The sequence below is a fragment of the Pseudomonas sp. SWRI99 genome (assembly GCF_014270125.1).
Taxonomy (GTDB): Bacteria; Pseudomonadota; Gammaproteobacteria; order Pseudomonadales; family Pseudomonadaceae; genus Aquipseudomonas; species Aquipseudomonas hamedanensis.
In genome coordinates this window covers 66,900-85,036 of the sequence record NZ_JABWQR010000030.1, presented here as the reverse complement: position 1 = coordinate 85,036, position 18,137 = coordinate 66,900, and the positions used below count along the sequence as shown (strand labels likewise).

Here is an 18,137-nt window from a genome sequence, read left to right as displayed (position 1 = left end):
GGCGTCGGCACATTCAACATTGATCTTGAATGTGCCGGCCTCTTCGCGGGCAAGCCCGCTCCCATAGTGTTTTGTGGAAACAGAAAGTTTTGTGTACACCTGAAGTTTCTCACGGATCAACGATGAACCTCTCGCGCCTCGCCCTGCCCTTGCTCCTGCTGCCAACCGCCAGCACCCTCGCCGACACCTTCGAGCGCGATCAGGCGCTGAAGCTCCCCGACACACTGATCAGCGCCAACCGCCAGGTCGAGGCGCGCAACGACAGCAGCGCCGCCAACACCGTGTTCACCCGCGAAGACATCGACCGCCTGCAACCGAGCGACGTGCCCGACCTGCTGCGTCGCGTTCCCGGCGTGCAAGTAGCGCAGGCTGGCGGGCGCGGCAGTCTGCCGGGGGTTTACATTCGCGGCACGCAGTCGGCGCAAAGCCTGGTGCTGGTCGATGGCCAGCGCATCGGCAACTCAACGTCCGGCGACAGCAATCTGCAGCACCTGAACATCGAGCAGATTGAGCGCGTCGAAGTACTGCGCGGTTCGCGCTCGGTGATTTACGGCAGCGATGCGATTGGCGGGGTGATTCAAATTTTCACCCGACGTGGCACCGAGCAAGGCTTGCAGCCTCGCCTGCACGTTGGTTTCGGCAGCCAGCAGACTTGGGAGCGCAGTCTCGGATTATCCGGTGGCGACGAAAAAACCCGTTTCAACCTCGGCGCCAGCCTGGATGAGACTGCCGGGATTGATCGCACCCATGAGTCGTACCCGAGCGATGGCGATCATGACGCCTACCGCAACAAATCCCTCAGTCTGAGCCTCAGCCACGCGCTGACCGAGAACATCGAAGTCGGCGCCAATCTGCTGGATAACCGTGGCAAAAGCGAATTCGACAACCCGTTCGGCCGCTTCGACATGGACACATTCGAGTCGGTGCAACAGCAGCCGTACAGTGATTTCAATGTCAGCAGCCTCAGCAGTTATGTCGATGCGCGGATCAACGAAACCTGGAAAACCCGCCTCGAGTTCGGCCACACGGAGAATCGCGAGAAGACCCTCGACAAGCTCAGCGACGAGCGCACCGTATTCAACACCTACCGCGATTCGGTGAACTGGCAGAACGACCTGACGCTCGACGCACGCAACAGCCTGATCCTCGGCGGCGACTGGTACGAAGACCGGATCAACAGCAGCACTGCGTTCGACGAGGACAGCCGTTGGAATCGCGCAGCGTTTATCCAGCATCGCTATCAGGCCGACAGTTTCTCCACCGAACTGGGCCTGCGCCACGACGATAACCAGCAGTTTGGTAGCCAGAACACCTGGAGCGGCACCTTCACTTTGCCGCTGAATCCGGACAATGACTTGCTGCTGAGCTACAGCGAAGGTTTTCGTGCGCCGACCTTCAACGACTTGTATTACCCCGATTTCAGCAATCCGAAGCTGAAACCGGAAACTTCGAAGAGTTACGAACTGCAATGGCGCAGTCAGTTGAATGACAACACCCGCCTGGAAGCCTCGATTTATCGCACCGACCTGGAAGACGCGATTATCTTCGGCAGCAACTCACGCCCGCAGAACGTTGCATCGGCGCGGATCAATGGCTTTGAAGCGACAGTAAAGCAGGATCTGTTTGGCTGGCAGAGCAATCTTGGCGTGGCAATCATTGATCCGCGTGATCGCGATACCGGGCATACACTGGCGCGACGGGCGCGGCGCACGGCCAGTTGGGATCTGGATCGGCAGTTCGATCGCTTGGGGCTGGGCGCCAGTTGGCAACTGGTCAGCGGCAGTTACGACGATTTGAACAACACCCAGTCGCTGGGCGGCTACGGCACGCTCGGGCTGCGCAGCAGTTGGGCGCTGAACCGTGAGATCAAGCTCGACTTGCGGGTGGATAACTTGCTGGACAAGAGTTACAGCCGGGCGAATTACAGCTATGACGGCGGACAGTATGGCTATCGCGAGGAAGGTCGGGCGTGGATGTTCGGGGTGACCTGGACACCTGAACTCTAAGGTAAACCTTGATCACCTGTGGCGAGGGAGCTTGCTCCCGCTCGGCTGCGCAGCAGTCGTAACTCTGGCTTACCGGTGGGACAGGAGGACTGAGATGACAGGTTTTGGGGCCGCTTCGCAGCCCGGCGGGAGCAAGCTCCCTCGCCACGCAATCAGCGGTGTGGCTGGAGGAGTTGGCAGAGCTTGGCCGTTGCCTCGATCATCTGACCACTCGGTCTTTCAAGACCTTTATCGCTGACCAGCAACAACCGTTTCTGCCTGACCGCCGCCACCTGCGGCCACACCTTCCACGCCTCAAGCTGCGCCTGATCGCCAGCCAGAATCACCTCGGGATCACGCTGCAACACCGCTTCCACACTCACTTGTGGCGCCGGCAAACTCAGATCATCGAACACATTGCGCGCCCCGCACACTTGCAACGCATCGCTGATGATTTGCCCGCCACCGACGGTATACAACGGCTTGTCCCAGACCTGATAAAACACCCGCAACGGCATGTCACGGCGATAGCGTTGGCGCAGGGCATCGAGTGTCTGGCGCAGTTCGGCTGCGCGCTGGACGCCACGCTCAGGCCGACCGAGTTGTCGGGCAATGGCTTCAATCTGCGCGATGAGCTGGTCCAGAGTGTGCGGCTCAGCGACGAAGGTCGGGATGCCCAGACGCTTTAATTGATCACGCTGCGCAGGACCGACGCTGCCGGGCCAGAGCAGCAACAGATCAGGGGTGAGGCTGAGCAAACGCTCCATGTCGAGCTGGCCATAGCGACCAACAGAAGGAATATGGGCAATCGCCCCTGGCCGTTCGCCGGCGTCCAGCACACCGACCAGCAGATCGGCTGAGTCCAGTTCAACGACGATTTCAGAAAGCGACGGTGCGAGGCTGACCACACGCAACGCGGCCAGCGCCGGGCTGCTCAGGGCAAGCAGCAGAACCGCCAGGCACAGACGGCGCATCAACCGAGTTGACGCGGGATACGGTAGAGGTAGAACAGCACGGCGGTGGACAACGCCAGCAGCATCAGCGGTACGGCTTCGAGACCGACGAACACCGCCAGAGCACCGATCCACGCGGGCAACGACGCCACCAGGAACGCCGTGCGCCGGCACGCCGCGAGGGCAATCCAGGCGGCGGGTTCATCGGTGGTATCGAGGGCTTTTTGCGTGGCGATCAGTGCGTGTTTGTAGCGACCGAAATACTTCAGGCTGACAAACATCGAGGCGACGCCGGCGATAAACAGGGGCATCGCCAGCACCGGCAGCAGGCCCTGGCCTTCGCCGAACAGCGCGTTGAGCACGAACAGCGGCAGCAGGGCCAGCGCCAGGTATTGCCACCAGGTCACCGACAACCGCCGCCGAACCTGACCGCGAGTCACGCGCGATCGACCTCGCCCTGATGCTCGTTACCCATCATGTGGTCGAGCTTGCTGGCCTTGGTCGCCAGATAGAGTTTGTTGTGCGGGTTATGGCCGGTGTGCAGCGGCACGCGCTCGGCGACGACGATGCCCATGTCAGCCAAAGCTTTGACCTTGCGCGGGTTGTTGGTCATCAGACGCAGGGATTTCACGCCCAAGTGCTCGAGCATCGGCAGACACATCGCGTAGTCGCGCTGATCGGCAGCAAAGCCCAGACGCTCGTTGGCTTCAACGGTGTCGGCGCCGCCGTCCTGCAATTCGTAGGCGCGAATCTTGTTCAGCAAACCGATGCCGCGCCCTTCCTGGCGCAGGTACAGCAGCACGCCACGGCCTTCGCGGGCGATCGCCTGCAGGGCGGCGTCCAGTTGCGAACCGCAGTCGCAACGCTGGCTGAACAAGGCATCGCCGGTCAGGCATTCGGAATGCAAACGGCCGAGTACCGGAGCGCCATCGGCAATTTCACCCAGGCTCAGCACGACGTGCTCGCGGCCGGTGCTTTCATCGAGAAACCCGTGCATGGTGAATTGCGCATAAGGCGTTGGCAGCTTGCAAGCGGCAACAAAGACGACAGGCACCGGTGTGCTCCTGATCTAAAAATTCTGAAAATTCGCAGGCCGGCATTGTAACAGCAGCTTCCTGCCGACGCTTAGGCTGAATTATCGGGCATAACGATCAAAAAGTTTGATGACAGACTGCCCTGCATCGGTCCCTTGTAGGAGTGAGCCTGCTCGCGATAGGGGTTGATCAGGCGACATCATTGTTGAATGTCAGTCCGCTATCGCGAGCAGGCTCACTCCTACAGGGGATTTGTGTTGGGCTTCAATTCGGGTTGAACGGATACGGCTGCTGCCACTTCTTGAAGATCGGCTTCAGCTCCCCGCTCTTCACCAGTTCCGCCATACGCCGGTCATACAGCGCCATCAGCGCCCGGGCTTGTGGAGTGTCGGCGAATCCGAGAAACAGCGGCAACTCGGCCAGATGCGAATAACGATACTGAGCCGGGTCAGCAGCGTTGCGCAGCACGGCTTCCACCTCGGTCAGTGCATCGATGTAGTAATCCGCGCGCCCCTGCTTGAGCATCGACAGAATGCCGCTACGCCGTTCGATCTGGTTGTAGCGTTTGATGTTCGGCAGGTAATTTTCATAGCGGTAACCGCGTACCCAGGCCAGCCGATACTGGCCCAGCGTGGTCGGGGTCGGCTGGGGATGACTTGCCAGGCCGAGGGCGTAAATATGGTCGGAATCGAAATGCCACTGCGGGTACAGGACGTGCTCGGCTTCGTCACGGTAGGAGCCGACCAGCGCGTCGACTTCCTTCAATTGCACCAGCCCCACCGAGCGGGTGTACGGCACCGTGCGCATATCCAGTTGGACCCCGGCCGGTTCGAACACCTTGCGCAACACGTCCCAGGCCAGACCATGGCCGTCGGCAGCCGTATAGTCTTCCCAGTCTTCGCTGGCCAGATGGATCACCGCAGGCAAAGGCGCGGCCTCCTGCGCTTGAGCAACGGCGCCCTGCACTACCAGCACCAGCAGCGCCAACCAATGTCGCACCATCAATCTGCCCCTCACTCAATCCTGATTCGGATCAGGCGAACACCCACACCAGCCCCTGCATTGCCAGCCAGGCGAACACACCGGCCAACACGTCGTCGAGCATGATCCCGACGCCACCGTGCACATGCTTGTCGATCCAGCGAATCGGCCAGGGCTTGAGAATGTCGAAGAAGCGGAACACCAGAAAACCCGCAAGCAACCAATACCAGCCTTCCGGCACCAGCCACAGGGTGATCCACATGCCGACCATTTCGTCCCAGACAATGCCCTCGTGATCGTGCACGCGCAGGTCGTCGGCGACCTTGCCGCACAGCCAGAAGCCGAACAGCATGGTGATCCCGAGCATCAGCCAGTAGCCCCAATCGGGCAGCATCTGCCACAACGGAATGAACGGCAGGGCCACCAACGAGCCCCAGGTGCCCGGCGCCTTGGGCAGCGTGCCCGAGCCGAAGCCGAACGCAAGGAAATGCCAGGGATTGCGCCAGACCGACGGCGGCACGAATTCGGCCGGAACCTGTTTCGGGTGATCTGTCACGGTGTCTCCTGAAAATGTTGGTAGCCGCGAATGTGCGGGGTGATGTCGTGCCCTTCGCGGTCGTGCAGCACCACGCCCTCGCCCGGCACCACGCGACCGATCTCATGGATCGGCCAGCCGTCGGCCAGCAGCGCCGGTAATTCGGCGGACGGCAACGTGAACGCCAGGACGTAATCATCGCCGCCGCTCAGCGCCGCACGCTCGGCGCCGCGCTGACCGAGAAACGCGACTAAAGCATCCGACAACGGTACGCGCTCGCGTTCAATCTCAAGCCGAACCTTCGACGCGAGGGCGATATGGCCGCAGTCGGCGAGCAGGCCATCGGAGATGTCCAGCGCCGACGTGGCCTTGCCTCGCAGGGCCTGACCGAGGGCGAGTTGCGGTTGTGGCGACCAATAATGATCAAGCAACGGCCCGGCAATTTGCGGTACGGCGTCCCGTTGCCCGAGGACCAGCGGCAAGGCGCCGGCCGCATTGCCCAGTTCGCCGCCGACACAGAGCAGATCGCCCGGCTGTGCGCCGCTGCGGGTCAAGGCCTGGCCCGCGGGTACGCGGCCGAACACAGTGACCGTCAGGCTCAGCGGCCCACGCGTGGTGTCGCCGCCGACCAGTGCGACGCCGCAGGTTTGCGCCATGCGGTTCAAGCCGCGGGCATAGGCTTGCAGCCAATCGGCGGTTACCGTCGGCACAGTCAAAGCAAGGGTAAAGGCTACGGGCGTGGCGCCCATGGCGGCCAGATCGCTGACCGCGACGGCCAGCGAGCGCTGACCGAGCAGAAACGGATCGCAGGGGTCGGCAAAGTGCACGCCGGCCACCAGCGTATCGGTGGAAACAGCCAACTGCTCCCCAGCGGGAACCGCCAGCAAGGCGCAGTCGTCGCCAATCCCCAGAGCAACGCCCTCGCCGCCCTGCGCACAAGGCGCGGCGGCGAAGAAATTGCGGATCAGCTCAAATTCGCCCATGGCTGAGAAAAAGTGCTCAAGCGCCGATCAGCGCTTGAACGCCTTCACTTCAGCTTCACGCAGGCGCGGGGCCAGCTTGTCGAGCACACCGTTGACGAACTTGTGGCCGTCGGTCGAACCGAAGACTTTCGCCAGCTCGATACCTTCGTTGATCACCACGCGGTATGGCACGTCGACGCGCTTGAGCAGTTCCCAGGTGGACAGGCGCAGAACCGCCAGCTCAACCGGGTCCAGCTCTTCGATCGCCAGGTCCAGGCAAGGCGTCAGGGCGGTGTCGATTTCGGTCTTGAACTGCGGAACCCCGTGGAGGATCTCGCGGAAGTAGGCGCCGTCGACATCGGTGAAATCGTTATCAACGCGAAACTGCGCTTCGATCTCGTTCAGCGATTGCCGGGCCATGTGCCACTGGTACAGCGCTTGAGTGGCGAGCTGACGGGCTTCGCGACGCTTGACGCTTTTCGAGGGCTTGCCGGCATCCGCAGGTTTCGGATCGCGCGGGTTGAAACGATCGCTTTCGTCGCTAATCACTTGGCCTCCAACTGCGCCAGCAGGCTGACCATTTCCAGAGCGGACAGGGCAGCTTCGGCGCCTTTGTTACCGGCCTTGGTGCCGGAACGTTCGATGGCTTGCTCGATGGAGTCAACGGTCAGGACGCCGAACGCGACCGGTACGCCGAATTCCATGGACACCTGGGCCAGGCCCTTGGTGCACTCGCCTGCGACGTATTCGAAGTGCGGAGTACCGCCACGAATGACCGCGCCGAGGGCGATGATCGCGGCGAACTCGCCTTTCTGGGCGACTTTCTGCGCAACCAGCGGAATTTCGAAGGCGCCCGGTGCGCGGATGATGGTGATGTCGCTTTCGCTCACGCCGTGGCGAACCAGGGCATCCACGGCACCGCTGACCAGGCTTTCAACCACGAAGCTGTTGAAGCGGCCCACTACCAGAGCGTAGCGGCCTTTGGGGGCGATGAAGGTACCTTCGATGGTCTTCAGGGTCATTCGTCAGTTCTCTTAAAGAGCCGGGACGCGTTTCGTACGCATCCCTCGATAATATTAGCCACGATTTCATGGCCGGAAACACTGCATTGCCGCTTGATGATAAACCTGTGGCGAGGGAGCTTGCTCCCGCCGGGCAGCTTAGCGGCCCTTTTTGTGGGCGCTGCGCACCCAAGCGGGAGCAAGCTCCCTCGCCACAATCAACAATGCCGAATTGTGCCGGTCATTATTCGGAGGGCACGTATTCTACAACTTCCAGATCGAAACCGGATATCGCATTAAATTTCATCGGTGCGCTCATCAAACGCATTTTGCGTACGCCGAGGTCACGCAGGATCTGCGAACCGGCACCGACGATGCTGTAGGTGGTCGGTTTTTTCGTCGGCGCCTGATCAGCGGTTTCACGAATATGCGCCAGCAGCACGTCGCCATCGAGCGGGTGACCGAGCAGCAGCACCACACCGCTGCCGGCCTCGGCCACGGCGGCCATGGCGGCGCGCAGGCTCCAGCGGCCCGGCTGCTTGACCATCAGCAGATCGCGCAACGGGTCCATGTTGTGCACGCGGACCAGGGTCGGTTCTTCGGCGCACACGGTGCCCAGGGTCAGCGCCATGTGCACGTCGCCTTCCACCGAATCACGATAGGTCACCAGGTTGAATTGGCCCAGTTCGCTGTCCAGTGGCTGCTCGGCAATCCGCTGAACGGTACGTTCATGGATCATCCGGTAGTGAATCAGGTCGGCGATGGTGCCGATCTTGATGTTGTGTTCGGCGGCGAACGCTTCCAGTTCGGCGCGACGGGACATGGTGCCGTCGTCGTTCATCACTTCGCAGATCACCCCGCTCGGCTCGAAACCGGCCATGCGCGCCAGGTCGCAAGCCGCTTCGGTGTGACCGGCGCGAGCGAGGGTGCCGCCGGCCTGGGCCATCAGCGGAAAGATGTGGCCCGGGCTGACGATGTCTTCAGCCTTGGCGTCCCTGGCGGCAGCCGCCTGCACGGTGCGCGCGCGGTCGGCGGCGGAAATGCCGGTGGTCACGCCTTCGGCGGCTTCGATCGATACGGTGAACTTGGTGCCGAAACCGGAACCGTTGCGCGGCGCCATCAATGGCAGCTTCAGCAGTTCGCAGCGCTCGCGGCTCATCGGCATGCAGATCAGGCCACGGGCGTGCTTGGCCATAAAGTTGATGTGCTCAGCTTGGCAGCATTCGGCGGCCATGATCAGGTCGCCTTCGTTCTCACGGTCTTCGTCATCCATGAGGATGACCATCTTGCCTTGACGGATGTCTTCAACCAGTTCTTCGATGCTATTGAGCGCCACAAGGCACCCCCTTCTTTTAATTTATTTGAGGTAGCCGTTTTGGGCCAGAAAACTTTCGGTGATCGTGCCGCCGGCGGTTTTCTCGGCGGCTTTGTCACCCAGCAGCAGACGCTCCAGATAACGCGCCAGCAAGTCGACTTCCAGGTTCACCCGGCGCCCTGGCTTGTACGAAGCCATGATGGTTTCGCTGAGGGTGTGCGGAATGATCGTCAGCATGAATTCGGCGCCATCGACTTCGTTTACGGTCAGGCTGGTGCCGTCGACGGTGATCGAGCCTTTATGAGCGATGTACTTGGCCAGTTCTTTTGGCGCGCGGATGCGAAATTCCACGGCGCGGGCATTGTCGCTGCGCGAGACCACTTCGCCGACGCCGTCGACATGACCGCTGACCAGATGCCCGCCCAGACGCGTGGTCGGGGTCAGGGCTTTTTCCAGATTGACCGGGCTGCCGCTTTTCAGGTCATTCATGGCGGTGCAGTCCAGGGTTTCGCGGCTGACGTCGGCGGCAAAACCGTCGCCCGGCAACTCGACCGCAGTCAGGCAAACGCCGTTGACTGCAATGCTGTCGCCCAGTTTGACGTCGCTCAGATCAAGCTTGCCAGTTGCCACGTGGACCCGCACGTCACCGCCCTTTGGGGTCAGTGCGCGGATACTGCCGATGGATTCGATGATGCCGGTGAACATGAGGTTCTCCTTGAGAACTGGGCCAGCGCTTACGCAATGGCCGGGAATTATACGCGGGCCGAGGAGGCAGGGATGGCAGTGACTCGCCAGTCATCGCCCACCGCACGGATTTCAGTGATTTTCAGCTCTGGGGCGTCCTTCATATGGGCCAGCGGCCAGTCCAGCAACGGCCGCGCCGTGGAACCGAGAAACTTGCCGGCAATGAAAATCACGAACTCATCGACCAGGCCGAGCTGGGCAAAGGCACCGGCCAGACGTGGGCCGGCCTCGACCAGCACGTCGTTGACGCCGCGACTGGCCAGTTCGATCAGCAACTGATGCAGATCGACCTGGCCGTCTTCACCCGGCACGATCAGGCATTCCGGGCCGTTGGCGTACTGTTCTTCGACGGCGACGCAGGTAGCAACCAGCGCCGGGCCAGCCTTGAAGAACGGCGCATCCAGCGGCACCCGCAGGCGACCGTCAATCAACACGCGCAACGGCGGGCGGCTCATGGCCAGAGCGGTTTGCCCGGCATCCAGGCCCAACTCGTCAGCGCGCACGGTCAATCGCGCGCCATCGGCCAGCACCGTATCGGCGCCGGTCAGCACCACGGCAGCCTCAGCGCGCAAACGCTGCACCGCGGAACGCGCGGCCGGGCCGGTGATCCATTGACTCTCGCCGTTTTCCATTGCGGTACGGCCGTCGAGGCTCATCGCCAACTTGACCCGCACGAACGGCAAGCCGTGTTCCATGCGTTTCAGGAAACCTTGATTGAGCTTGCGCGCCTCGCCTTCGAGCACACCACTTTCGGTGGCGATGCCGGCCTCGGCCAGGCGCTGCAAACCGCGTCCGGCAACTTGCGGGTTCGGATCGCGCATTGCCGCGACCACCCGTCCCACGCCAGCGTTGACCAGTGCATCGGCGCACGGCGGCGTCCGACCGTGATGGCTGCATGGTTCGAGGGTCACGTAAGCGGTGGCGCCCCGAGCCAGCTCCCCGGCGGCGCGCAAGGCGTGGACTTCGGCATGGGGTTCGCCGGCGCGCTCATGCCAGCCTTCGCCGACAATCTGCCCGTCACGCACCACCACACAGCCGACCCGTGGATTGGGATGAGTGGTGTAGTGGCCCTTGCGCGCCAGTTCAAGCGCGCGGGCCATGAAGTGGGCGTCGAAGATGGCTTGCTCGGCGGCAGTGGTCATTCTTTCACCGGCTCGCGAGCGAGGCGGTCGATCTCTTCGCGGAACTCATTGAGGTCCTGGAAGCGCTTGTACACCGAAGCAAAACGGATGTAGGCGACTTCATCAAGCTTTTGCAATTCAGCCATGACCAGCTCGCCGACCACGAGGGATTTGACCTCGCGTTCGCCGGTGGCGCGCAGCTTGTGCTTGATGTGGACCAGAGAGGATTCGAGGCGCTCGACGCTCACCGGACGTTTCTCCAGGGCGCGCTGCATGCCGGCACGGAGTTTTTCTTCGTCGAACGGTTGGCGGCTGCCGTCGGTTTTGATCAGGCGCGGCAACACCAGTTCGGCCGTCTCGAACGTCGTGAATCGTTCGCCGCAGGCCAGGCATTCACGCCGGCGGCGCACCTGTTCGCCCTCGGCGACCAGACGCGAGTCGATGACCTTGGTGTCGTTGGCACCGCAGAAGGGACAGTGCATGGTGGCTGGCAACAAAAAATGGGAGGGCCATGGTAGCGCATCCCGGTGGCAAGACAAGCCATAGGCTTTGCGGTATACAGAACGGCATGATCGTCTGATCCATGGATTTCATTTTGCCGGAGCTTCCAATGCCGTTACGTCCGCTCGTTTTGCTCAGTCTTTTCAGCCTGCTGGTGGCCTGTGGCAGCGATGCGCCCAAGCCGCAACCGCCAACACCCGGCCCGGCCCCACAGCAGGCCCAGAAAAAAGCCAAAGAGGCCGCCGAACTCGGTCCGCTGCCGGCGCATCAGCGTGAACTGAGCGGCACCCTGCAGGGCGTGCCGGCCGGCGCCGAAGTCGAACTGGCGCTGCTGGTGATCGATGACAAGGACCGCCCGCAACAATTGCTCGCCAGTTCCAGCCTGATCGGCAACAACCAGATCCTGCCCTTCCGCCTGCGCTTCAACCCGCAGGCCTTCCCGGCCGGCGCGCGGGTTGAACTGCGCGGTCGCGCCAGTCAGTCCGGCCAATTGATCCTGCACCTGCCCTCGCAGACCATCACCCAGCCAACCACTCAAGCGCTGGGCCAGTTGCAATTTGTCAAAGCGCCATGAAGGCACCGCTCGACCTGCAACAGGCTCTGGGTGAATTGCTCGGCGACGCCAGACTGAAAGCCTGTGCGTTGCCAGGCAGTGACTTGCAGTTATGGCTGATCGACGGCGACAACATGGCCCGCGAGTTCAGCCAGGAAGAAACCCGGCGCATCCTGCATGAGCCGCCCTACTGGAGCTTTTGCTGGGCCAGCGGTCTGGCGGTGGCGCGTTATCTGGCCGAGTTTCCCGAATGGGTGCGCGGCAAACGCGTGCTGGATTTCGGCGCCGGTTCCGGGATCGCCGGCATCGCGGCGGTGAAAGCCGGAGCGCTGGAAGTGGTGGCCTGCGATCTGGATCCGCTGGCGATCGCGGCGTGCCGGGCAAATGCCGAACTCAATGATGTGCAGATGGGCTATTCGACGGATTTCTTTGCCGAGGCCGATCGCTTCGATCTGATTTTGGTCGCCGACGTGTTGTATGACCGGGCGAATCTGCCGCTGCTCGACGCGTTTCTCAGTCGCGGCCGCGAGGCGCTGGTGGCGGATTCGCGGGTGAGGGATTTTCGCCATCCGTTGTATGAGCGGATTGAAGTGCTTGAGGCGATGACCCTGCCGGATCTGGCGGAGCCCGAGGAATTTCGGCATGTCAGCCTCTACCATGCGCGGCGTTAGCTAAAAAGCATCGCGGGCAAGCCCGCTCCCACAGTGACCGAGTCGAACCAACATTTGGTATACGACACAGAACTCTGTGGGAGCTGGCTTGCCAGCGATGGCGTCTTGCTTAGCGGTACACCTCTCAAATCTGCCCCGCTTCCGGCCACACCCCACCAAGCCTTATAGTTGCCCCATCCACGCTTTGACGAGATCCCCCATGAGTCAGCAAACGCCGTACATCTTCGACGCCACGACTGCCGATTTCGACCAGTCGGTGATCGAAGCCTCCTTCAATAAACCGGTGCTCGTGGATTTCTGGGCCGAATGGTGTGCGCCGTGCAAGGCGCTGATGCCGATGCTGCAAGGCATTGCCGAGAGCTATCAGGGCGAGCTGCTGCTGGCCAAGGTCAATTGCGACATCGAGCAGGACATCGTGGCCCGCTTCGGCATCCGCAGCCTGCCGACCGTGGTGCTGTTCAAGGACGGTCAACCGGTCGACGGCTTTGCCGGTGCGCAGCCGGAATCTGCCGTGCGCGCCTTGCTTGAGCCGCATGTGCAGATGCCGCCACCTGCCGCCGCCGATCCGTTCGAACAGGCGCAGGCATTGTTTGACGAGGGTCGTTTCGCCGACGCCGAAGCCGCGCTGGTCGCCATGCTCAATGAAGACAACAGCAGCGCCAAGGCGCTGATCCTCTACGCGCGCTGCCTGACCGAGCGCGGTGAGCTGGGCGAAGCGCAAACCGTGCTCGACGCGGTCAAGAGCGACGAACACAAAGCTGCGCTGGCCGGGGCCAAGGCGCAGATTCAGTTCCTCGGTCTGGCCCGCGACCTGCCGGACGCCGCCGATCTGAAAAGCCGCCTGGCGCAGAATCCGCAGGACGATGAAGCGGTGTATCAATTGGCGATCCAGCAACTGGCGCGCCAGCAATACGAAGCAGCGTTGGACGCCCTGCTGAAGCTGTTCATCCGCAATCGCAGCTATGGCGAAGGCTTGCCGCACAAGACCTTGCTGCAGGTGTTCGAGCTGCTGGGCAATGATCACCCGCTGGTAACCGCTTACCGCCGCAAAATGTTCGCGGCGTTGTACTAAGCGCTCACTCGATCCAGCTGTAGAGCGGCGTATCCCCGCCGCTCACTACTTTCACATCAGCGCTGTGGCGCAAACGCACCAGCAAACGCTTGCCGGCCGCCGCGCTGCCCGTCAGCGCTTCCAACTGATCAAGCAGATTCGGCCCACTGAGTTGCCCAGCCTTGCGCAACAAGTCTTTCGCCACCTGCCACAACGCATCGTCCTGATTCTGCGGCTTCGCCGCCGGGACTGGCGCAACCGCTTCTGACTGCGCAATCGGCGCCTGCCCGCTGAGCGCCGAACCGAGCCTGGCCCAATCGCTGTCATCCAGCTCCACCGTCAAATCCACCGGCACCTCGCCGACCGTTCCGCGTATCCGCAACATCGAGTTCGCTCCTGCACTTTTCTGACCTGCATGCTCCCACGGGACTTGTGCAACGCCAAGCGCACGGGCACACTCTGCGCACTTTCGTTATAAGATTACATAACAAACTTTTCATTTTCGGAGTTCGCCATGCGTCGTCTGCTGCTTGCTTTGCCGTTTGCCCTGTTGCCGCTGGCCATCGCCCATGCGGCTGATGAGCATGATCATGATCACGACCATGAGCACGGTAGCCTTGGCGCCCATGAACATGGCGTGGGCCGCTTGAACGCCGCGCTCGACGGTCAGACTCTGGAGCTGGAACTGGAAAGCCCGGCGATGAACCTGGTGGGTTTTGAACACGCCGCCACTTCGGACGCCGACAAGGCCAAAGTGGCCGCCGCCCGTGCGCAACTGGAAAAACCGCTGGCCCTGTTCAGCTTGCCAGCGGCGGCAGGTTGCAAAGTGGTCAGCCAGGAACTGGAAAGCCCGCTGTTCGGTGACAAACCGGATGCCGCTGATCACGATGAAGAGGAAGCGGACAAGGACGGGCATGAGCATCATGACGACCACAGCGAAATCCACGCGCATTACCAGCTCAGTTGCGCCACGCCGGGCGCGTTGAAAACCCTGGATCTGGCGAACCTGTTCAAGACCTTCCCGGCGACGCAGAAAATTCAGGTACAACTGATCAGCGCCAGCGGCCAGCAAGGCACGGAAGTGACGGCGAAGGCTGCGGCCCTTAAATACTAGGATTCACTGAAAATCCCCTGTGGGAGCGAGCCTGCTCGCGAAGGCGGCGTGTCAGTTGACATGTGGGTGTCTGACCCAGCGCTTTCGCGAGCAGGCTCGCTCCCACAGGGTTATGTGTTCACTTCATGAAAACTGGTGTCATGACCCAAGCACTCATCGAACTGTCCGACCTGGGCTTCAACTGGCCCGGTCATCCGCCGTTGCTGGACATTCCGGCGTTTCGCCTGGAAGCCGGCGAAACCCTGTTTCTCAAAGGCCCCAGCGGCAGCGGAAAGACCACCCTGCTCGGCCTGCTCGGCGGGGTGCAGAAACCCGGTCGCGGCAGCATTCGCCTGCTCGGCCAGGAACTGACCGAACTCTCTGCCAGCAAGCGCGACACCTTTCGCGTTGATCACACTGGCTACATATTCCAGCAATTCAACCTGCTGCCGTTTCTCTCGGTGCGCGAAAACGTTGAGCTGCCGTGTCATTTTTCCAGGCTGCGCGCGCAACGGGCGAAACAGCGCCACGGCAGCATCGATCAGGCCGCCGCGACCCTGCTCGCCCACCTCGGTCTGAAAGATCAAAGCCTGCTCGGCCGCCGTGCCGATTCGTTGTCCATCGGCCAGCAGCAACGGGTGGCGGCAGCGCGCGCGTTGATCGGCCAGCCAGAACTGGTGATCGCCGACGAGCCGACCTCGGCGCTGGATTACGATGCCCGGGAGAATTTCCTCCGGCTGCTGTTTGCCGAATGCCGCGACGCCGGATCGAGTCTGCTGTTCGTCAGCCACGACCAGAGTCTGGCGCCGCTGTTCGACCGTCATCTGTCCCTGGCCGAACTCAATCGCGCCGCCACGTCTGCCGAGGTCTGAGATGTATCTGTTTCGTCTGGCCATGGCCAGTCTGGCCAATCGCCGCTTTACCGCGTTGCTCACCGCTTTCGCCATCGCCCTGTCGGTGTGCCTTTTGCTTGCCGTCGAGCGCGTGCGCACCGAAGCCAAAGCCAGTTTCGCCAGCACCATCAGCGGCACCGACCTGATCGTCGGCGCCCGTTCCGGCTCGGTGAATCTGCTGTTGTATTCGGTGTTCCGCATCGGCAACGCCACCAACAACATCCGCTGGGACAGCTTCGAACATTTCGCCAGCAACCCGAAAGTGAAGTGGGCAATCCCGATGTCCCTCGGCGACTCCCATCGCGGCTACCGCGTGATGGGCACCACGCAAGCCTATTTCGAGCATTACCAGTACGGCCGCCAGCAACATCTGGCCTTGGCCGACGGGCGGGCGTTTGCCACCGATCCGTTCGAAGTGGTGCTCGGCGCCGAAGTCGCCGAAGCGCTGCACTACAAACTCGGCGACCAACTGGTGCTGGCCCACGGCGTGGCGGCGATCAGTCTGGTCAAGCACGATGACAAACCGTTCACCGTGGTCGGCATTCTCCAGCGTACCGGCACGCCGGTGGACCGCACGCTGCACATCAGTCTCGGTGGCATGGAGGCGATTCACGTCGACTGGCACAACGGCGTGCCGGCGCGCGGCAACGGCCGGATCAGTGCCGATCAGGCGCGCAACATGGACCTGACGCCGCAGGCGATCACCGCGTTCATGCTCGGCCTCAACAGCAAGATCTCCACGTTTGCGCTGCAACGCGAGATCAATGAATACCGCGGCGAGCCGATGCTGGCGATTCTGCCGGGCGTGGCCCTGCAAGAACTGTGGAGCCTGATGAGTACGGCGGAAAAAGCCTTGTTTGTGGTCTCGCTGTTCGTCGTGCTGACGGGGTTGATCGGCATGCTCACGGCGATTCTCACCAGCCTCAACGAGCGTCGCCGCGAGATGGCGATTCTGCGGTCGGTGGGCGCGCGGCCGTGGCACATTGCAAGTCTTCTGGTACTGGAAGCGTTTGCTTTAGCGCTGACCGGAGTGATTGCCGGGCTGGCGCTGCTGTACATCGGCATCGCCGCTGCGCAGGGTTATGTGCAGGCCAATTACGGTTTGTATCTGCCGCTGGCGTGGCCAAGCGAGTATGAATGGACGCTGCTCGGTGGCATTCTGGCAGCCGCGCTGCTGATGGGCAGCGTGCCGGCCTGGCGCGCGTATCGCCAATCCCTGGCCGACGGCCTGTCGATCCGTTTATGAGGACATTTACCATGCCCCGCGCCCTGCTTGCGCTGCTGATGCTGGTCGCCCTGCCCGTGTGGGCAGCGGCACCGAAAGACCTGACCTGGTCGGAGATGATCCCCCCGGACGCTGCACCGGAAGTGCCCAACATGACGCCGCTGCACGACCTGTCGAAAATGGGCGACGCGCTGTCTGCCGAAGCCGCGCCGGCGGCGAAACAGGACATGCCGAACGCGCCGGTGGTGCCGAGCCTCGACGGCCAGAATATCCGCCTGCCGGGCTACATCGTGCCGCTGGAAGTCAGCGAAGAGGGGCGCACCACGGACTTTTTGCTGGTGCCGTATTTCGGCGCCTGCATCCATGTGCCGCCCCCGCCGTCGAACCAGATCGTGCATGTGAAAAGCGAACTCGGTGTGAAGCTCGATGAGCTGTATCAGCCGTACTGGGTTGAAGGGCCATTGCAGGTGAAAGCGTCGAGCAGTGAGCTGGCCGATGCCGGGTATCAGATGGAGGCGGAGAAGATTTATGCGTATGAGCTGCCGGAGTGAACCTGGCAGTTTTGTGTTGATTAACAGGGTCTCTTCGCGAACAGGCTCGCTCCCACAAGGGAATGCATTTCAAATGTGGGATCGAGCCTGCTCGCGAAAAGGCCGGCACAGATGCCTCATTACTGTTTCATTGAGCTGAGTCAAAACACCGTATCAGACGGCTTCGTACCCTAGGACATCGAATCTTTTTCAAGTCCTTCGGAGCCCCCATGAACAAGTCCTTGCTCAGCGCCTCGCTGCTTGCCCTCGCGCTCGCGGCCCCGCTCGCCCACGCCCACGAGGCCGGTGACATTCTCATTCGCGCCGGTGCAATCACCGTCAACCCGAAGGCCGACAGCTCGAGCGTCAAGGTCGATCAGGGTCCGTTGCGCGGCGCCGATCTGGGCGGCAAGGCGACCATGAGCAGCGACACCCAACTGGGTCTTAACTTCGCCTACATGCTCACCAACCATGTCGGCATCGAACTGCTCGCGGCCACGCCGTTCGAACATGACGTCAAGCTCAAGGGCACTGCCCTGCCAGCGGCCAACGGCAAGCTCGGCACCCTGAAACACCTGCCGCCAACCCTCAGCGTCGTTTACTACCCGCTGGATTCGAAGTCGGCCTTCCAGCCGTATGTCGGCGGCGGCATCAACTACACCTGGATCTACGACGAGCACGTCGGCAGCGAAGCGAGCGCCAACGGCTTCAGTAACTTCAAGGCGAAAAACTCCTGGGGCCTGGCGTGGCAGGTCGGCGCCGACTACATGCTCACCGACAACATCATGCTCAACGCCCAGGTGCGCTACATCGACATCGATACCCGTGCGACCGTCGAAAACAATGCCGTTGCCCCGGGCACCCGTGCGCGGGTGAATGTGGATGTCGATCCGTTCATCTACATGGTTGGTTTGGGCTATAAGTTTTAACGAACATTCGCGTGGTGGTGGATGCGGGCTAATGTGGCAAGGGAGCTTGCTCCCGCCGGG

At 62.0% G+C, this 18,137-nt stretch carries 22 protein-coding genes; 9 read left to right on the top strand and 13 right to left on the bottom strand.

What is annotated here, in order from left to right:
- The first annotated feature begins 122 nt into the window (after positions 1-122).
- A complete protein-coding gene (locus HU743_RS22190; protein ID WP_186651242.1) occupies positions 123-2,006 on the top strand; it encodes a TonB-dependent receptor in 1,884 nt (627 codons plus the stop codon).
- 152 nt (positions 2,007-2,158) lie between these two features.
- On the opposite strand, the gene HU743_RS22185 is transcribed toward HU743_RS22190, so the two are convergent.
- The 12 genes from HU743_RS22185 to nrdR all read right to left on the bottom strand — a co-directional run bounded on the left by HU743_RS22185 (position 2,159) and on the right by nrdR (position 11,113).
- A complete protein-coding gene (locus HU743_RS22185) occupies positions 2,159-2,959 on the bottom strand; it encodes a cobalamin-binding protein (protein ID WP_186651240.1) in 801 nt (266 codons plus the stop codon).
- The gene (locus tag HU743_RS22180; RefSeq protein WP_186546754.1) at positions 2,959-3,378 is read right to left on the bottom strand and encodes an MFS transporter; all 420 of its coding nucleotides are present in this window, start codon (positions 3,376-3,378) and stop codon (positions 2,959-2,961) included. Before HU743_RS22180 ends, HU743_RS22185 begins: the two co-directional genes overlap by 1 nt.
- The gene (gene ribA / locus HU743_RS22175) at positions 3,375-3,992 is read right to left on the bottom strand and encodes a GTP cyclohydrolase II (protein WP_186651238.1); all 618 of its coding nucleotides are present in this window, start codon (positions 3,990-3,992) and stop codon (positions 3,375-3,377) included. The genes HU743_RS22180 and ribA overlap by 4 nt, the downstream gene beginning before the upstream one ends.
- A gap of 244 nt (positions 3,993-4,236) precedes the next feature.
- Positions 4,237-4,974, bottom strand: coding sequence for a transporter substrate-binding domain-containing protein (locus tag HU743_RS22170; protein ID WP_186651236.1), 738 nt, complete (start codon positions 4,972-4,974; stop codon positions 4,237-4,239).
- Positions 4,975-5,005: 31 nt separating this feature from the next.
- Positions 5,006-5,509 carry a phosphatidylglycerophosphatase A gene (locus tag HU743_RS22165; protein WP_039761886.1) on the bottom strand — a complete coding sequence of 168 codons (504 nt, stop codon included), beginning with the start codon at positions 5,507-5,509 and terminating at the stop codon, positions 5,006-5,008.
- Positions 5,506-6,471 (bottom strand): thiamine-phosphate kinase, encoded by a 966-nt coding sequence (gene thiL, locus HU743_RS22160; protein ID WP_186651234.1) that lies wholly within the window; start codon positions 6,469-6,471, stop codon positions 5,506-5,508. The genes HU743_RS22165 and thiL overlap by 4 nt, the downstream gene beginning before the upstream one ends.
- A gap of 27 nt (positions 6,472-6,498) precedes the next feature.
- Complete coding sequence (gene nusB, locus HU743_RS22155) at positions 6,499-6,999, bottom strand: transcription antitermination factor NusB (protein ID WP_007910937.1); 501 nt, start codon at positions 6,997-6,999, stop codon at positions 6,499-6,501.
- The gene (gene ribE, locus HU743_RS22150) at positions 6,996-7,472 is read right to left on the bottom strand and encodes a 6,7-dimethyl-8-ribityllumazine synthase (RefSeq protein WP_003228649.1); all 477 of its coding nucleotides are present in this window, start codon (positions 7,470-7,472) and stop codon (positions 6,996-6,998) included. The genes nusB and ribE overlap by 4 nt, the downstream gene beginning before the upstream one ends.
- Positions 7,473-7,695: 223 nt before the next feature.
- Positions 7,696-8,787, bottom strand: a complete 1,092-nt coding sequence (ribBA, locus tag HU743_RS22145; protein WP_186651232.1) for a bifunctional 3,4-dihydroxy-2-butanone-4-phosphate synthase/GTP cyclohydrolase II — start codon at positions 8,785-8,787, stop codon at positions 7,696-7,698.
- 21 nt (positions 8,788-8,808) lie between these two features.
- A complete protein-coding gene (locus tag HU743_RS22140) occupies positions 8,809-9,471 on the bottom strand; it encodes a riboflavin synthase (RefSeq protein WP_186651230.1) in 663 nt (220 codons plus the stop codon).
- 47 nt (positions 9,472-9,518) lie between these two features.
- A complete protein-coding gene (gene ribD / locus HU743_RS22135; RefSeq protein ID WP_186651228.1) occupies positions 9,519-10,652 on the bottom strand; it encodes a bifunctional diaminohydroxyphosphoribosylaminopyrimidine deaminase/5-amino-6-(5-phosphoribosylamino)uracil reductase RibD in 1,134 nt (377 codons plus the stop codon).
- Entirely contained in the window at positions 10,649-11,113 is a 465-nt protein-coding gene (gene nrdR / locus HU743_RS22130; protein ID WP_007910946.1) for a transcriptional regulator NrdR, read from the bottom strand. The genes ribD and nrdR overlap by 4 nt, the downstream gene beginning before the upstream one ends.
- A 128-nt stretch (positions 11,114-11,241) precedes the next feature.
- Between nrdR and HU743_RS22125 the strand changes: the two genes are divergently transcribed.
- The 3 genes from HU743_RS22125 (at position 11,242) to trxA (ending at position 13,428) form a co-directional block, all read left to right on the top strand.
- The gene (locus HU743_RS22125; protein WP_186546746.1) at positions 11,242-11,706 is read left to right on the top strand and encodes a YbaY family lipoprotein; all 465 of its coding nucleotides are present in this window, start codon (positions 11,242-11,244) and stop codon (positions 11,704-11,706) included.
- A complete protein-coding gene (locus HU743_RS22120) occupies positions 11,703-12,356 on the top strand; it encodes a 50S ribosomal protein L11 methyltransferase (protein WP_186651226.1) in 654 nt (217 codons plus the stop codon). Before HU743_RS22125 ends, HU743_RS22120 begins: the two co-directional genes overlap by 4 nt.
- Positions 12,357-12,555: 199 nt before the next feature.
- On the top strand, positions 12,556-13,428 hold the full coding sequence (trxA, locus tag HU743_RS22115) for a thioredoxin (protein ID WP_186651224.1): 873 nt from the start codon (positions 12,556-12,558) through the stop codon (positions 13,426-13,428).
- Between the two features lie 4 nt (positions 13,429-13,432).
- Here trxA and HU743_RS22110 read toward each other — a convergent pair whose 3' ends face one another.
- The gene (locus HU743_RS22110) at positions 13,433-13,792 is read right to left on the bottom strand and encodes a hypothetical protein (RefSeq protein ID WP_186651222.1); all 360 of its coding nucleotides are present in this window, start codon (positions 13,790-13,792) and stop codon (positions 13,433-13,435) included.
- Positions 13,793-13,921: 129 nt separating this feature from the next.
- Here HU743_RS22110 and HU743_RS22105 point away from each other — a divergent pair, with 129 nt between their 5' ends.
- The 5 genes from HU743_RS22105 (at position 13,922) to HU743_RS22085 (ending at position 18,077) form a co-directional block, all read left to right on the top strand.
- Complete coding sequence (locus HU743_RS22105) at positions 13,922-14,521, top strand: DUF2796 domain-containing protein (protein WP_186651220.1); 600 nt, start codon at positions 13,922-13,924, stop codon at positions 14,519-14,521.
- 140 nt (positions 14,522-14,661) lie between these two features.
- The gene (locus HU743_RS22100; RefSeq protein WP_186651218.1) at positions 14,662-15,372 is read left to right on the top strand and encodes an ABC transporter ATP-binding protein; all 711 of its coding nucleotides are present in this window, start codon (positions 14,662-14,664) and stop codon (positions 15,370-15,372) included.
- Position 15,373: 1 nt separating this feature from the next.
- Positions 15,374-16,639 (top strand): ABC transporter permease, encoded by a 1,266-nt coding sequence (locus HU743_RS22095; protein WP_186546740.1) that lies wholly within the window; start codon positions 15,374-15,376, stop codon positions 16,637-16,639.
- 11 nt (positions 16,640-16,650) lie between these two features.
- Positions 16,651-17,169 carry a DUF3299 domain-containing protein gene (locus HU743_RS22090; RefSeq protein ID WP_186651216.1) on the top strand — a complete coding sequence of 173 codons (519 nt, stop codon included), beginning with the start codon at positions 16,651-16,653 and terminating at the stop codon, positions 17,167-17,169.
- Between the two features lie 209 nt (positions 17,170-17,378).
- Positions 17,379-18,077 carry an OmpW family outer membrane protein gene (locus HU743_RS22085; protein WP_186651214.1) on the top strand — a complete coding sequence of 233 codons (699 nt, stop codon included), beginning with the start codon at positions 17,379-17,381 and terminating at the stop codon, positions 18,075-18,077.
- Positions 18,078-18,137: the final 60 nt, after the last annotated feature.